A 14,571-nucleotide genomic window follows, 5' to 3' on the forward strand; every position below is an offset into this window, starting at 1 on the left:
ACCCTTAGTATGGCTCTCCAGTACTACGATCTCGTCCTCGGCGGTATCATCGCGAGCGTAGCGACCGGGGCGCTCGTCGGCGCGCTGACGTCGGTGTCGAGCCTCGTTGCGATCGTCGCCGCGTGTGGCGTCGCGGCCGGGCTGATCGGCCACGCGATCTTCGTCGGCCCCGTCGAGGGGGTCGAGGACCTCTCGAAGGAGGTCGAGCGGGTCGGTCCCGTCGAGCTCTCCGACTAGCTCGCCGCCGACCAGACCGCGACGATCCCGAGCAGCACCGCCGGCACGAGCGGGAGAACGAGGTAGGCGACGAAGAAGGGCAGCATGTCCGGCGGGTGAAAGAGGATGATCGCGGGCGCGACGAGGAACGTGAAGACGATCACGCCGACGAGCGTCCAGCCCCGCCGGTCGAACTCCCGCTCGTCGGCGTTCGCTCCCGGCTCGACCCCGGGCTCGTAGACGTAGCCGCGATCATCGCTCATTGCTAGAGTTCGCTGTCCGGAACCACAACTACCTTTCCAAAGCCCTCGCGCTCCTCGATGATCTCGTGGGCGCGTGCGGCCTCGCTCATCGGCAGCGTCTCCCTGATCTCCGGCTCGAAGGTGCCGTCCCAGACCAGTTCGAGGGCCGTTTCTGCCTGCTCGGGGGTCGCCATCGTCGAGCCGATCACCGACAGCTGGTTCCAGAACATCCGGTTCAGTCCCGCGCCGGGGTTCGGGCCCGTCGTCGCCCCGCAGGTGACGATCCGCCCGCCCTTCGCGAGGCTCTTCAGGGATTCGTCCCAGGTCTCCGCGCCGATGTGGTCGACCACCATGTCGACCCCGCGGCCGTCGGTCAGCGACTTGACCTCGCTTCCGAACTCCGTCTCGGCGTAGTTGATCGTCTCGTCGGCGCCGATCTCCCGGGCGTACCCCAGTTTCTCCTCGGAGCTCGCGGTGGCGTAGACGGTCGCGCCGGCATGGGCGGCGACCTGGACCGCGGCGTGGCCGACCCCCCCGGAGGCCCCCAGTACGAGGACGTCCTCGCCGGCCTGGAGCCCGCCGCGTTCGATCAGCATCCGCCAGGCGGTCTGGAAGACCAGCGGCGCGGCCGCCGCGGTCTCCCAGTCGACGCCCTCGGGCACGGGAACGAGGTTGTCCTCGGGGATCGCCGCGTACTCGCTGTGGACTCCCCGAACGTGCTCGCCGATGATGTGAAAGCGCGGGTCGAGCGTCGAGTCGTCCATGCGCTCGTCGCCGACGCCCGCGATGAGCGCGACCCGGTCGCCCTCCGAGAAGCGGCTGGCGTCCTCGCCGACCTCGCTGACGACGCCCGCACAGTCGCTGCCCGGGACGTGTGGCATTTCGAGGTCCAGTCCGGGTAGCCCCTTTCGCGTCCAGACGTCGAGGTGGTTCAGCGCGCCGGCCTTCACGTCGACGAGCACTTCGTCGTCGCCCACTTCGGGGTCGGGGAACTCGCCGTACTCGATGACGTCGCGCCCGCCGTGCTCCGCGAACTGGACTGCGTCCATACGCGTGGGCATGGTTACCGCGGCCAAAACTGTACTGGTGGCGGTCTTTTAGACACTGGAACGGGAAGGGGGGACATGGCCAAGGAGACCCGACAGGACGAGCGCAAGGACGAACACGACCACCACGACCACCACGGAGGCCACGGCCACCACGCCCACGATATCGAGGAGCTCTCGGCCGGCGTCGTGACGGTCTCCTCCTCGCGTACGACCGGCGAGGACCCCTCGGGGGACGCGATCATCGGGATCCTCGAGGAGGCGGGGATCGAACTGGCCCACCGCGAGCTCATCCCCGACGACTTCGACCGGGTCCAACAGACCGTCAACAACCTCACCCACCGGGACGACGTCGACCTGATCGTCACGACCGGCGGCACCGGCGTCACCCCCGACGACGTCACCGTCGAGGCCGTCGAGGCGCTCATCGGCAAGACGCTGCCGGGCTTCGGCGAGCTGTTTCGCACCCTCTCCCACGAGGAGGTCGGCACCCGGATCGTCGCCACGCGCGCGGTCGCGGGGATCGTCGACGGCGTCCCCGTCTTCTGCCTGCCCGGCAGCGAGAACGCCGTCCGCCTGGGGACCGAGGAGATCATCGTCGAGGAAGCCTCCCACCTCGTGGGTCTGGCCGCACGCGACATCGACATGAAGGACGACTGAGGACCGATCAGGCGACCTCGATCCCCGCCGCTCGGCGGCGCTTCTCGTACTCCCCGTCGCTCCCGGAGACGATCGCCCCGAGCCGGTCCTCGTACTCCGAAACGGTCCAGGGCCCTGCGTCCTCGGGTGGTGACGGAACCGCCATCGTCGCCTGATAGTTATCGATCGAGAGCAACACGTGCGAGCTCACCGGCGACCGCCCGTAGATCACCCAGTATCGGTAGCCCGCATCGATCGGGGCGTCCTCGTGGCCCGACCACTCCGACTCGCGCTCCCAGTCGACGTTTCGGCCGCGCTCGATACGCAGCTCGACCTCCTCGTGGTTGACCCATGTGATGTGTTTATAATCGGCCGTCTCCAGCATCCCGAAGCCGGATTTGTGGAAGTCCCAGTCCTTCGATGCCGATTCGAGTACCGTTTGGCGTATTTCATCGACACTCGTCATGTACGTGTCGAGTCCGGACCGAACTATAAGTGTAGTGTTCGTTCGGTTATCATTGTCGGGCGAGGCATGGGCTCTAACGATACGGACCGACAGCACCCATGTCGATTCTTCCGCGCTTTTAATTTTTTATTTATAACTCCGTATGAAATAATTAGATAACGATAACACCCAGTGGTTCATGTGTTCAAGGGTCATGCACGACAGTTCACGGCGCGAGTTCCTGAAGTACGGCGGGATCGCCGCGGCGGCCGGCGCAATGGGGGCCGGAACGGCGACAGCGGGTGGTGGGGCCGGCGACGGTGAGGGCGTCCCGGGCACCATCGATCGCCTCGGGCACGACTTCCTGGAGAACCCACCGGGAATTTACACCTACGGTGCGGTACGCGACGACGGGGAGTACGCGGTCATGGGGGGCTACTACGGCGAGGGTGGCAGCTTCCTCGTCGATCTCTCAGACCTCAAGAACCCCGAGCAAGTTCATCGGGTTCCCTCGGCGAACACCAACCGGCAGAACGACGTGAAGTTCGACCCACGCGACGGCCTCTACTATCGCACCCAGGAGGCCAACGTCGAGGGCGGGGAGATGGGCTTTCAGGTCATCGACTACGGCTACGACAGGGGGAGCGTCGAGAACCCCGAGATCGTCGCGACCGTCGAGACACCTCGAACCGGCGTGCACAAGCTCGAAGAACATCCCGAGGGGCCGCTCGTCTACCCGATCGACAAGGACGGCTCGGAGCCGGGAATCCTGATCTACGACGTGAGCGATCCCTCAGAGCCGGAGTACCTCTCCGAGTTCGGCCCTGACGGCTACTGTCACGACCTCGAGATCGATATCGATAGGGAGCTGATCCACGCGGCGTACATCGGAGGGGAGTTCGTCGGCTACGTGATCTTCGACGTCAGCGACCCCTACGACCCGGTGGAGGTCTCTCGGATCGACTACGCCGAGCGGCCGGACTACGAGGAGATCGGTGAGCCGGGCTTCGAGAGCTGCCACCAAGCGAGCTTCGACCCCGAGCGCGAGTTGGCCATCGTCGGCGACGAGATCGGCGAAGGGGTCCCGGGCGGCAAACACGTCTACGACATCGGCTGGGACGAGGGCTCGCCCGAAGAACCGGTCCACATCGGTTTCACCCACTCGCCCAACGCCACCGAGCAGGACGAGGATGAGCCGTTCTTCTGGACGACACACTTCCACAACGTGGTTCCCTGCGGCGACGTTACCCTACTGGTCGATGGCGGCTACCACGAGGGGGTTTGGGTCGCCGACATCACCGACCCGACGGATCCGACGCCCGCCGAGAGCTACCCGACCCACGAGGACGAGGAGCTGATCGGTCAGCTGGGCAGCGGTCCGGTCGTCGAGCTCCTCGACGGCCTCCACCCGCCGTTCGTTTGGTCGATCGAGTACAACGCCGAGCGTGAGTTCGTCTTCGCAAGCGACTCGCTGACCGGGGCGTACACGTTCGAGCTCTCGCCCGAGGAGTTCGAGCCCCGGACGATCGAGGAGGAGATCAGACGGACGTATGAACCCCACGACGAGATCGGGGCCGATGGGCTGGAGCTCGCCTACCACTACTACGCCGAACACGCCTCCGTACCGAACACCGGAAACGAGACCATGTCCGACGAGGCGCTCGCCCAGATCGAGACGATCGCCGAGGAGGAGGGCGTCGAGCTCGAGGAGTTCGAGATGGCCCACCACTGACCCCGGCCCGACTACGACGGCAGCGGACAGAGGCTTGCGGTGAAGACGACCGTCTCGTCGGTGTCGTTTCGCGCGCCGTGTTCGACGCCGCGTTCGTGGAGCACGACGCCCGGTGCGTCGATCTCCTCTTCGTCGTCGCTCTGGACTACCGTCACCGTCCCCTCCAGGACGTGAAAGACGTTCGTCGAGTCGCCGTGTTCGTGCGGATCCAGTTCGGCGCCCGGACCGAGCGCGAACGCCTTGACCAGCACGTCGTCCTCCGCGACCAGTTCCTCGCTTACGACTTCGTCCTCCTCGGGTTCGAGGTCGGGATAGCGATCGAATGCCATGGCCGCCCTTCGGCGGATCGGCACAAAAACGCGGCGGTCGTCGGGACTACAGCTCCTCGGCGACCGCGTCGGGACCGAGCAGGTTCGGATCGACCGACAGGTCCGCGAGCGGCCGGGCGAACTCCGGCAGCGAGTCGTGGGCGTAGACGACGATCCGCACCGAGCCGTTGAGCTCGCGCGCGACGGGGATGCCGGTCGCGTGGACCGTGTCGGTGATCGCGAAGACGTCGGCCGACTCGATCCCGGCGGCCTCCAGCGCCTCGCGGTCGGCGAACCCCTCGATCCGGCTCACGTCGAATCCCTCGGCCTCGAGCGCCTCGCCCAGTCCCTCGGCGTCCTCGCCGGCGATGACTGCCTCGCTCATTCGTACTCGATGGTCGCCGGTGGCTTGTGCGTCACGTCGTAGACGACGCGCGCGACGTTCTCGTTCTCGCCGGTGATCCGACTTTGGATGCGCTGAAGCGTCTCCCAGTCGATCTCCTGGGCGCGCGCGGTCATGCCGTCCCGGCTCTCGACCGACCTGACCGAGACGACCCAGCCGTGGACGCGGTTGTCGCCCTTCACGCCGGTGGCCTTGCCGATCACGGCCGCGAGCGCCTGCCAGGGCTCGTACTCCGCCAGCTCGTCCTCGACGACGTGACAGGATTCGCGGGCCACCTCCAGTTTCTCCTTGGTGACCTCGCCGATGACCCTGACCGCCAGCCCGGGCCCCGGGAACGGCATGCGTTCCGCGACGATCTCCTCGAGGCCGAGCTCGCGGGCGACCTCGCGGACCTCGTCCTTGTAGAGGTCGCGGACGGGCTCGACGATCCCCTCGAAGTCGATCACCTCGGGCAGGCCGCCGACGTTGTGGTGGGACTTGATCCCACCCTCCGACTCGATGCGGTCGGGGTAGATCGTCCCCTGCACCAGGAAGTCGGCGTCGGCCTCCTTCGCCTCGCGCTCGAACTCCCGGATGAATCCTTCACCTATCACCTCGCGTTTCTCCTCGGGGTCGGTGACCCCCGAGAGGGCGTCCAGAAAGCGCTCCTCGGCGTCGACCACCCGCAGGCTCTCCATGTAGGAGAACGTGTCCGCTACCTGTTCGGTCTCGCCCTTGCGCATCAGGCCGGTGTCGACGTAGACGGGGGTGAGCTGCTCGCCGACGGCCTCGTAGGCAAGGGCGGCCGCCACTGAGGAGTCGACCCCGCCCGAGAGCGCGATGACGGCGTTGGCGTCGCCGATCTCCTCGCCGATCTCCGCGACCGCCTCGTCGATGAACTCCTCGGAGTTCACCATCAGGCCTCGACCTCCCTGCTGGCGCGTTCGAGCACGGCGTCGACCAGCCCGACGAACGGCGGGCTCGCGCGGCCCGGCCGCGAACGGAACTCGGGGTGGAACTGCGTGCCGAGGAAGTACGGGTGGCCCTCGATCTCGAGTATCTCCATACGGTTGTTCGCCCGCCCCGAGAAGGTGAGTCCTTCGGCTTCGAGGCGCTCGATGTACTCGGGGTTGACCTCGTAGCGGTGGCGGTGGCGCTCCGTGCAGGCCTCGGCGCCGCCGTAGACCTCGCTCGCGAGGGTTCCGGTCCGGATGTCGGTGTCGTGGGCGCCCAGCCGCATCGTCCCGCCCATGTCCTCGACCTCGTACTGCTCGGGCAGGATGTCGATCACCGGGTGCTCTGCGTCGGGCTCGATCTCCGCCGAGTGAGCCCCGTCGAGCCCGCAGACGTGGCGTGCGTACTCGACGACCGCCATCTGGAAGCCCAGACAGAGCCCCAGGTACGGGACGCGCTCCTCGCGGGCGTGGCGGATCGCCTCGATCTTCCCCCGGGTGCCCCGCGAACCGAAGCCGCCGGGGACGACGATCGCGTCGGCCCCCTCGAGGCGCTCGCGGTGGGCCGCGGCCATCTCGTCGGAGTCGACCCACCGGACGTTCACCTCGACGTTCCGTTCGAGCCCGGCGTGTTTCAGCGCCTCGTGGATCGAGAGGTACGCGTCCTCCAGGGCGTACTTGCCCACGAGCGCGACGTCGATCTCGCCCTCGGCCTCCCGGGTGACGAGCTCGCGCCACTCGTTCTCGCGCTCGCCCTCGGGCAGGGCCTCGCTCGCGAGTCCCAATCGCTCCATCACGTACTCGTCGAGACCCTCCTCCTCGACCATCAGCGGCACCTCGTAGATGTCCTCGACGTCGGGGTTCGAGAACACCGCCTCGGTGGGGACGTCGCCGAACAGCGCGATCTTCTCCTTGGTCTTGGGCTCCAGGTGGTCGTCACAGCGCCCGACGACGATGTCGGGCTGCAGGCCGATCGAGCGCAGCTCCTTGACGCTGTGCTGGGTCGGCTTGGTCTTCTGCTCGCCGTTCTTCGAGTACGGGACGAGCGTCACGTGGGTGAAGAGGATGTCCTCCTCCTCCTCCTCGTGGGCGAACTGGCGCAGCGCCTCGAGATACGGCATCCCCTCGATGTCGCCGACGGTCCCCCCGACCTCGATCAGACAGACGTCGGTCCCCTCGGCGGCCTCGCGGATTCGCCGTTTGATGTCGTCGGTGATGTGGGGGATGATCTGGACGGTCTCGCCGAGGTAGTCGCCGGCGCGCTCCTTCTCGATGACGTGCTGGTAGGTCTTTCCGGTGGTGACGTTGTGGTCGAACGTCATGTCGATGTCGAGGAAGCGCTCGTAGTTCCCGAGATCGAGGTCGACCTCGCCGCCGTCCTTCAGCACGTAGACCTCGCCGTGCTGGTAGGGGTTCATCGTCCCGGCGTCGACGTTGAGGTAGGGGTCGATCTTCACCGCGGTGACGTCGAACCCGGCGTTCTTCAGGAGACGGCCGGTGCTCGCGGCGGTGATCCCCTTTCCGAGGCCGGACATGACCCCGCCGGTGACGAAGACGAACTTGCACCCGAGAGAAGGATCGTAGTCGCTGTTCGGTTCGGTCGGCATACCGACCCTGCGCGAAGGGAATAAAAAACGGTTTCGGAGCGGCCTACGGCGTCGCCTCGTCGAAGAAGCCCTCGGCCTCGTCGATCCCGAGGACGAACTCCGGGCCGAACTCCCCCGCCGGCGTTCGATAGCCGGACCCGACCTCGCCGTCGAGGACTCGTTGGGCGACCGCGAGCGCACACGCCCCCGTCACGACGTAGGGATCGCTCATCCGCAGCCGCGAGACGACGCGTTCACCCTCGTCGTCCGTCGCCTCGCCCCAGAAGTAGGTCGTCCCGCGCTCGCGCGCCCGCTTCGAGGGGCCCTCCCGAAGGACCTGCGCGAGGCGTTTCAATCCCTCCCGAACGGGCCCGGTCGCCAGCAGCGGGGCGACGTAGCGATGGGCCTTGAGCGCGAGCCGCGACGGCGGCGGCGCGAAGACGTAGACCTCGACGTTCGAGACGCCGGTCGTGTAGTGGGCCGTCGAGACGTCACCGAGCGGCATCGTCACCGCGGGCCGGATCCCGCGCCCGAAGTCGATCCGCCGGGACTTCCAGCCCGCGGGGACGTGCTCGAGCCGGCCTTCGTTCCTGATCGCCCCGCCGTCCTCCAACCCCTCGAACAGCGTCGTGATCGAGCCCACGGAGGGCGGGCGGAACGTCTCGGCGCCGAGCGCCAGATCGGTCGCATCGGGCATGCGCTCGACGAGGTGGGCCGCCAGACAGTCCATCGGCACCGACGAGAGCGCCGCGGCCGGGAACAGCGTCACCTCCGCCTCCTCGGCGTCGTCGCTCCGGCGTTTGACCCGCTCGATGACGGGGATCTCGCCGGTGATGTCGACGTAGTCCGTCCCGCTCTCGATACAGGCCTCCACGAGCTCGTCGGCGGTGTTCGAGAACGGGCCGGCGCAGTTCAGGACCACGTCGACGTCCGCGAGCTCCTCGGCTGCGGCCCCCGGATCCGAGAGGCCGAACGCCCGGTGTTCGAGACCGAGGTCGGCCGCCTGCTCGACGAGCGCCTCGCGGTCGCGGCCGGCGAGGATCGGTTCGAGCCCTCTTTGGGTAGCTTCCTCGGCGATCAGTCGCCCGTTGTAGCCGTACGAGCCGTAGATGAGGAGCGTCGCCATGTCCGTCGGTTCGGCCCGTCGGCTGTTAAACGGCCGGCCGGCAGGAGCACCCGCCGGGAGCGAAGCGACGAGCCGGTAACACCGACGCCACCCCGTTACACGGGCGTCGCCGAGCGGTTATGTGGTTCGGCGACGAATCAGGTAACGTCGTGATACCGACTCGAACCCCGACCCGACGGCCGGCCGTACGGCGCGTGAACCGACTGCCGACCGAGGGGGAGCGATGACGGACCCGAGGGCGGTCCTCGTAACCGGCGCGACGGGCAACCAGGGCGGCGCGGTGGTCGACCACCTGCTCGCTTCCGGAACCGAGTTCGACGTCCGCGGGCTCACCCGTGACGCCACGAGCGACGCGGCGGGCGAACTCGAGGAGCGGGGCGTGACGATGGTCGAGGGTGACTTGAACGACCCCGAGACGCTCCGCGAACCCATCGCCGACGCCGAGGCCGTCTTCGCGGTGACGAACTTCTGGACGGAGGGCTACGAGGGCCAGGTCCAGCAGGGGAAGAACCTCGCCGACGTCGCCGCGGAGGAGGGCGTCGAGCAGTTCGTCTTCAGCGGCGTCGGCAGCCACGACCAGGAAACCGGCGTTCCCCACTTCGACTCTGCCTGGGAGATCGACCGGCACGCCCAGGACCTCGACCTCCCGCTGACGGTCCTCCAGCCCGTCTTCTTCCTCCAGAACCTCGAGGCGTTCGCAGAGGACGTCATGGAGGGAACCCTTGCACTACCCCTCGAGGAGGGCGTTTCCCTCCAGATGGTCGACGTCGACGACGTGGGCCGCGCGGCGGCGGTCGCCCTCGAGCGCCCCGAGGAGTTCGTCGGCGAGCGCTACGACCTCGCGGGCGACGAGGCGACCCTCGAGGAGATGGCGTCGGCCCTCTCGGAGGTCACTGGTCGGGAGATCGAGGCCCACCACCTCCCCATCGAGGAGGCCTACGACTCCTTCGGCGAGGAGTTCACCGTCATGTGCGAGTGGTTCAACGAGGTCGGCTACGACGCGCCGATCGACGAGCTGCCGGAGACGTTCGGCTTCGAGTTCACCGACCTCGAGGCGTACCTCCGCGGGCACGGCTGGGAGGAGAAGGAGGGAATGGCATCGGTTCCCGGCTGGGTCAAGGCCCTCTGATCCCGGCGAAAAAGTCCGCCACCGACCCCGCGATCCGCTCGTGGTTGCCCAGGAAGAAGTGGTCGGCCGAGAACTCCTCGACGGTCGCGCCGGCCTCGCGTGCCGCCTCGATTACCGGTTCCCAGTCGGCGGTCGTATCGCGGGTCCCGTAGATCACTTGGAGCGGGCAGTCGAGAGCAGAAACCGCCCCGCCGACGTCGAGGCCCTCCCCGACCCCCGCCGCGGGCGCGAGCGCCGAAACGCCTACCACCGGCTCCTCGATCGAGGACGCCGCGAGGATCGCCATCGCGCCGCCGAAGCTGTAGCCGAACACTCCCACTGATTCGAACTCCTCCCTGGCCCATCGGATCGCGTTTCTCGCGTCCTCGCGCTCGCCGTAACCCTCGTCCCACTCGCCGTAGTCGAAGCGCAGACAGGCCGTCCCCCGCTCCGTGAGCGCCCCGCTCACCGCCTTCAGCCGGGGATCGCCCCGGTGCCCGCGGTGCTGGGGATGGGGCGGGCAGGCGACGATCGCGGCTCCGGAGTCGGGATCGCCGTCGAGGGTGCCCCGGACGTCCCGCGCGCCGGGGAGAACCACGTCGGTCATGGCTCCCGTTCGGCGGGGATATTTTTAAGCACTGGGCCGCAATGACGGTCCATGGGAATACTCTCGCGAATGTCGTACGTCATCCGGTCGAAGGTCAACGCGGCCCTCAACCGGTCGGAGGACCCCCGGGAGACGCTCGACTATTCGTACGAACAGATGCGCGACCGCCTGCAGGACGTCAAACAGGGGATCGCCGACCTCACCACCCAGAAGAAGCGCCTCGAGATGCAGAAACGCCGCCTCGAGGAGAACGTCGAGAAACACAACGAGCAGGCCCGCGAGGCGGTGGCCCAGGACCGCGACGACCTCGCGCGCCAGGCCCTGGAGAAGAAGAAGGCGAAGATGAGCCAGATCGAGCAGCTCGAGACCCAGATCGCGGACCTTCAGGACAAACAGGAGAACCTCGTCGAGCAGAAGAACGAGCTACAGAACCGCATCGAGCAGTTCCGCACCAAGAAGGAGACGATGAAGGCCCAGTACGAGGCAAGTGAGGCCAGCGTCCGCGTCTCGGAGGCGATGACGGGCGCGGGCGACGAGATGGCCGACGTCTCGCGGGCGATCGAGCGCGCCGAGGAGGACACCGAGGAGATGGAGGCGCGCTCGGCGGCGATGGACGAGCTGCAGGACACCGGCGCGTTCGACGACGCGCTCTCGGACAAGGACAGCATCGACCGCGAACTCGACGCCGGCCGGACCGACAGCGAGGTCGAGGCCGAGCTCGACACGCTGAAGGGCGAGATGGGCAAGGAAACGGTCTCGGAGGACGAGAGCGAACCCGCCGAAAGCGAGAGCGAGGCCGAAGCCGGGATGGACGTCGACCTCGACGAGGAGGTCGACGTCGAGGAGGAGCTCGAGGCGAGCGAGATCGACGAGGAGCTCGAGGAGCTCCGCGACGAGGGACGATAACGGCCAGTTCTCGAGTCAGTCCTCGAAGGTCGGATGCGTGTCGCCGACCAGCCGCTCGAACAGCCACAGGGCCGCGGCGTGGACCTCGACGAGGACGACGACGCTCGCGACGATGATCGCGACCTGGACCGGCGTCGAGAGCAGCCCGAGCGAGACGATCAGCGTGGTCGCACACGCCGGCGCGTGGTTCGTGTCCGTCGCGATCATCCCCCAGCTGGTCGCGACGATCGAGAGGACGCCGCTCGCGGCGAGCCGGAGCCCCTCGGGCGAGAACGCGGCCGGCGTGCTCGTGATCGAGACGCCGGCCGCGAGCAGGCTGTAGGCGAGCAGGCCGGCGACGCCGCCGATGAGGTGGCTCCCGACGACCTTGTACGTTCGCGTGCGCTCGCCCCGGCGGTCGAACGCGAGGATGAACGCCGAGGGGCCGAGGCTCGGAAAGACGAACGGCTGGCCGCTCGCCCAGGCGACGAGCCCCAGCACGGTGAACAGGAAGCCCGCATAGAGGCTGGTCCCGAGCCGCCGTCGTACCATACGTCTCCTCGATCCGCCCGTCCATAAGCCCCGTTCGATCCGGCCGCGTCGCGACCGTCGTACTCGGCCCCAGACTCTTGGCGCTCGAGCGACAGGGTTCGGGCATGGATCAACGGATCCTCGTCCCGTTCGACGGATCGGACGCGTCCGAGACCGCGCTCGAACGAGCACTCGAGGAGAACCCCGACGCCGAGATCACGGCGCTCAACGTCCTCGACTCGGCGGAACTGGCCTACGGCGGCGTCCAGGGCAGCGCGGCCGAGAGCCTGACCGATGCCCAACGGGAGGAGGCAGAAGAGCTGCTCGAGCGGGCCGAGGCCCGCGCCGCCGACCATGAGGGGGGCTTCCGGACCGCCCTCGAGGTCGGCTCGCCGGGCGAGGCCATCGTCGAGTACGCGAACGAGAACGACATCGACCATATCATCATGGGGAGCCACGGCCGGTCGGGGCTCTCGCGGATCGTCGTCGGGAGCGTCGCCGAGACGGTCGTCCGGAACTCGCCGCTGACGGTGACGATCGCTCGCTAATCAGCCCCTTTTCCTCTATGGGACCCCCCTCGGGGTACGAATCCGACGCCGACCCTCCCGATCAGTGCATCGCCGACTCGTCGGCGGCCCCCGAGGCATCGGGGCCGACGAACTTCAGCGCGACCGAGACCGCGACGCAGGCCGCGCTCAGCCCGGCGATGACGGAGAACCCGCGCGCGTAGCCTATCTCGCCGAAGACGTCGACGAACACGCCCAGGAGGGGGAGCACGAGAAGCGTCCCCGCACCGCCGATGCCGCCGATCCAGCCCGAGGCCCCGCCGACGGCGTCCGGGACGTACTTCGGGACGAGCTCGAAGACCGCCGCGTTCGCGATCCCCATCCCCGTGCCGAGCACCATCATACCGACGAACGAGGCGGTGATCCCCGTCGCGAACGTGGCGATCCCCGCGCCGGCGACCATCACGGCGAAGCTGACCGCGGCGACGTCCTCGCCGCCGAAGCGGTCGCTGAGGCTACCGCCAGGGATCCTGATCAGCGAGCCGTAGACGACGAACACGCCCGCGAACAGGCCGGCCATCGTCAGGCTCATGTCGTGAAACAGGTTCCAGTAGGTCGGATACCAAGTCGTCAGCGCGGTGAACCCACCCCCGTAGGAGACGGTATAGAGGAAGACGAGCACCCATGTCCAGTGGTTCATCGAGGACTCCCGCAGCGAGTCCCACGTATCGCCCGCCGGGAAGACCTCCTGGCCCATCTCCTCCGCGACCCCCTTCGCCTTCTCGGCGTCCAGCCCCCTATCGAGGAGCTGGAAGTAGTAGGGGTTCGCGCCGTAGGCGAAGTAGAGAACGGTCACGACGATCATGAACACGAGCCACGCCGAGTACGCGATCGCCAGTCCCCCGATCCCGATCAGGACGGGAATGAGCGAGTTGAACACCCCGGGACCGATGTTGCCCGCCCCGGCGAACGCGCCCATCGCGAACCCCTGTCTATCCTCCGGGAACCAGTAGGAGGTCTGGGCGATCCCGACCGAGAACGTCGCGCTGCCGGCCCCGGCCAGGATCCCGAAGACGAGCAGCGGGACGTAGAGATGCGACCCGAAGTCGTCGGGATAGAAGAGGACGAGGGTCCCGACCAACCCCGCGATCCCGACGATCGTCATCGCGAGAAGGATCAGGATCGGCGTCCGGGCACCGATGTCGTCGACCCAGGCGCCGAACGGTACCCTGAGGATCACCTTGCTGATGTGGGGCGAGGAGAGCAACAGCCCCAACAGTGCGCCTGAGATACCGAGTGCCTCCTGAAACGTCGGCCCCGCGACGCCGTAGAAGGCGATCGTCGTCAGGCCGGCGAAGAAGGAGAGCGTCGCCATCGCCAGCCCACGCCTGGGGTTTCCAGTGATCCCGTACTCCTCGCGCGGGTCGCCGTTGTCTCCCATCAGCGACTCCTTACCGTTCGCGACCTTTAGTGGTTGTGAAATAAATTATTTTGAACTCTACAATATTTCACTCGTTCAATTATGGATCCTATAGGAGCTATAAATATTTAAAACGGACAGCGAGGCTGCGGGCGAAACGTGTCGGATTCGAACGGATCGCGCCGTTTTCCGTCCGGAGGGGCGGCGGGCGATACGATACCAGTGGCTACTTGCGGCAGGCTCCCCGAACAGTAGGTCGATGATCAGCGAGGCGCTCCGTGGCAGCATCAACGACAAGATCAGCGCCGGGATCTACGTCGCGAGCCACTTCATCGTCCTAGGCATCATCGCGCTCTTGACGGGCCAGCCGTTCATCTTCCCGAGCCTCGGCCCCTCCGCCTACCTGATGGCGACCGGGGAGACCAAGCGAGCGGCGGGCGGCTACCACGTCATCGGCGGGCACTTCGTGGCGGTGATCACCGGCTCGATCGCCTACCACCCGATCGCCGACGGGCTGGTCGCGACCGAGGAGCTCGGCGAGGCTGGGCGGTTCGCCCCCGAAATCTTCCAGCTCGCCGCGAGCAGCACTGTCGCGATGGTACTATGTACCGTCGGAATGCTTGCGGCCAAGACCAACCACCCTGCAGCGTGTGCGACGACGCTGATCGTCGCGCTCGGGCTGCTCACCGGCCCGTTGAACATCACGATCATCATGGGATCGGTCGTGATCCTATACGTCCTTCACGAGAAGGTGCTCTACCCCGGCGCCAAGCGCCTCGGCCTCGAGCCCGATGACCCCCGGCCCGTCGACGACGACGACAAGGACCCGTGAACCACGC

The 14,571-nt window shown here is 67.3% G+C and carries 18 protein-coding genes; 7 read left to right on the top strand and 11 right to left on the bottom strand.

Features of this window, described 5'->3' with window-relative positions:
• Positions 1 to 9 precede the first annotated feature (9 nt).
• Positions 10 to 237 (top strand): hypothetical protein, encoded by a 228-nt coding sequence (locus WOA58_RS01690; protein WP_340602399.1) that lies wholly within the window; start codon positions 10 to 12, stop codon positions 235 to 237.
• Here the strand turns inward: WOA58_RS01690 and WOA58_RS01695 are convergent.
• Together WOA58_RS01695 and WOA58_RS01700 are read right to left on the bottom strand one after the other, a co-directional pair.
• Positions 234 to 479, bottom strand: coding sequence for a hypothetical protein (locus tag WOA58_RS01695; RefSeq protein ID WP_340602400.1), 246 nt, complete (start codon positions 477 to 479; stop codon positions 234 to 236). The two genes, WOA58_RS01690 and WOA58_RS01695, sit on opposite strands and share 4 nt — an antisense overlap.
• A gap of 2 nt (positions 480 to 481) precedes the next feature.
• Positions 482 to 1,507, bottom strand: a complete 1,026-nt coding sequence (locus WOA58_RS01700) for a zinc-binding dehydrogenase (RefSeq protein ID WP_340602401.1) — start codon at positions 1,505 to 1,507, stop codon at positions 482 to 484.
• Positions 1,508 to 1,582: 75 nt separating this feature from the next.
• Here WOA58_RS01700 and WOA58_RS01705 point away from each other — a divergent pair, with 75 nt between their 5' ends.
• Positions 1,583 to 2,164, top strand: coding sequence for a MogA/MoaB family molybdenum cofactor biosynthesis protein (locus WOA58_RS01705; protein ID WP_340602402.1), 582 nt, complete (start codon positions 1,583 to 1,585; stop codon positions 2,162 to 2,164).
• 7 nt (positions 2,165 to 2,171) lie between these two features.
• On the opposite strand, the gene WOA58_RS01710 is transcribed toward WOA58_RS01705, so the two are convergent.
• A complete protein-coding gene (locus tag WOA58_RS01710) occupies positions 2,172 to 2,609 on the bottom strand; it encodes a hypothetical protein (protein WP_340602403.1) in 438 nt (145 codons plus the stop codon).
• A 193-nt stretch (positions 2,610 to 2,802) separates the two neighbouring features.
• Here WOA58_RS01710 and WOA58_RS01715 point away from each other — a divergent pair, with 193 nt between their 5' ends.
• Entirely contained in the window at positions 2,803 to 4,320 is a 1,518-nt protein-coding gene (locus WOA58_RS01715) for an LVIVD repeat-containing protein (RefSeq protein WP_340602404.1), read from the top strand.
• Positions 4,321 to 4,331: 11 nt separating this feature from the next.
• On the opposite strand, the gene WOA58_RS01720 is transcribed toward WOA58_RS01715, so the two are convergent.
• From WOA58_RS01720 to WOA58_RS01740, 5 genes are read right to left on the bottom strand one after another with little or no spacing between them, the layout of a single operon-like run.
• Entirely contained in the window at positions 4,332 to 4,649 is a 318-nt protein-coding gene (locus tag WOA58_RS01720) for a cupin domain-containing protein (RefSeq protein ID WP_340602405.1), read from the bottom strand.
• 46 nt (positions 4,650 to 4,695) lie between these two features.
• On the bottom strand, positions 4,696 to 5,013 hold the full coding sequence (locus tag WOA58_RS01725) for a DUF7126 family protein (RefSeq protein ID WP_340602406.1): 318 nt from the start codon (positions 5,011 to 5,013) through the stop codon (positions 4,696 to 4,698).
• Positions 5,010 to 5,927, bottom strand: a complete 918-nt coding sequence (guaA, locus tag WOA58_RS01730; protein WP_340602407.1) for a glutamine-hydrolyzing GMP synthase — start codon at positions 5,925 to 5,927, stop codon at positions 5,010 to 5,012. Before guaA ends, WOA58_RS01725 begins: the two co-directional genes overlap by 4 nt.
• A complete protein-coding gene (locus tag WOA58_RS01735) occupies positions 5,927 to 7,570 on the bottom strand; it encodes a CTP synthase (RefSeq protein WP_340602409.1) in 1,644 nt (547 codons plus the stop codon). The genes guaA and WOA58_RS01735 overlap by 1 nt, the downstream gene beginning before the upstream one ends.
• Before the next feature lie 43 nt (positions 7,571 to 7,613).
• Entirely contained in the window at positions 7,614 to 8,675 is a 1,062-nt protein-coding gene (locus WOA58_RS01740; protein ID WP_340602410.1) for a saccharopine dehydrogenase family protein, read from the bottom strand.
• 223 nt (positions 8,676 to 8,898) lie between these two features.
• Here WOA58_RS01740 and WOA58_RS01745 point away from each other — a divergent pair, with 223 nt between their 5' ends.
• Complete coding sequence (locus tag WOA58_RS01745; protein ID WP_340602411.1) at positions 8,899 to 9,804, top strand: NmrA/HSCARG family protein; 906 nt, start codon at positions 8,899 to 8,901, stop codon at positions 9,802 to 9,804.
• On the opposite strand, the gene WOA58_RS01750 is transcribed toward WOA58_RS01745, so the two are convergent.
• Positions 9,791 to 10,390 carry an alpha/beta hydrolase gene (locus WOA58_RS01750; RefSeq protein WP_340602412.1) on the bottom strand — a complete coding sequence of 200 codons (600 nt, stop codon included), beginning with the start codon at positions 10,388 to 10,390 and terminating at the stop codon, positions 9,791 to 9,793. The two genes, WOA58_RS01745 and WOA58_RS01750, sit on opposite strands and share 14 nt — an antisense overlap.
• A 51-nt stretch (positions 10,391 to 10,441) precedes the next feature.
• Between WOA58_RS01750 and WOA58_RS01755 the strand changes: the two genes are divergently transcribed.
• Positions 10,442 to 11,296 carry a PspA/IM30 family protein gene (locus WOA58_RS01755; RefSeq protein WP_340602413.1) on the top strand — a complete coding sequence of 285 codons (855 nt, stop codon included), beginning with the start codon at positions 10,442 to 10,444 and terminating at the stop codon, positions 11,294 to 11,296.
• A 15-nt stretch (positions 11,297 to 11,311) separates the two neighbouring features.
• Here WOA58_RS01755 and WOA58_RS01760 read toward each other — a convergent pair whose 3' ends face one another.
• Positions 11,312 to 11,827 carry an HPP family protein gene (locus WOA58_RS01760; protein WP_340602414.1) on the bottom strand — a complete coding sequence of 172 codons (516 nt, stop codon included), beginning with the start codon at positions 11,825 to 11,827 and terminating at the stop codon, positions 11,312 to 11,314.
• Between the two features lie 104 nt (positions 11,828 to 11,931).
• Here WOA58_RS01760 and WOA58_RS01765 point away from each other — a divergent pair, with 104 nt between their 5' ends.
• Positions 11,932 to 12,354 (top strand): universal stress protein, encoded by a 423-nt coding sequence (locus WOA58_RS01765; protein WP_340602415.1) that lies wholly within the window; start codon positions 11,932 to 11,934, stop codon positions 12,352 to 12,354.
• A gap of 61 nt (positions 12,355 to 12,415) precedes the next feature.
• On the opposite strand, the gene WOA58_RS01770 is transcribed toward WOA58_RS01765, so the two are convergent.
• On the bottom strand, positions 12,416 to 13,753 hold the full coding sequence (locus WOA58_RS01770; protein WP_340602416.1) for an MFS transporter: 1,338 nt from the start codon (positions 13,751 to 13,753) through the stop codon (positions 12,416 to 12,418).
• A gap of 238 nt (positions 13,754 to 13,991) precedes the next feature.
• On the opposite strand from WOA58_RS01770, the gene WOA58_RS01775 reads away from it, so the two are divergent.
• Entirely contained in the window at positions 13,992 to 14,564 is a 573-nt protein-coding gene (locus WOA58_RS01775) for an HPP family protein (protein ID WP_340602417.1), read from the top strand.
• Positions 14,565 to 14,571 lie beyond the last annotated feature (7 nt).

The organism is Halalkalicoccus tibetensis (assembly GCF_037996645.1).
Classification (GTDB): domain Archaea; phylum Halobacteriota; class Halobacteria; order Halobacteriales; family Halalkalicoccaceae; genus Halalkalicoccus; species Halalkalicoccus tibetensis.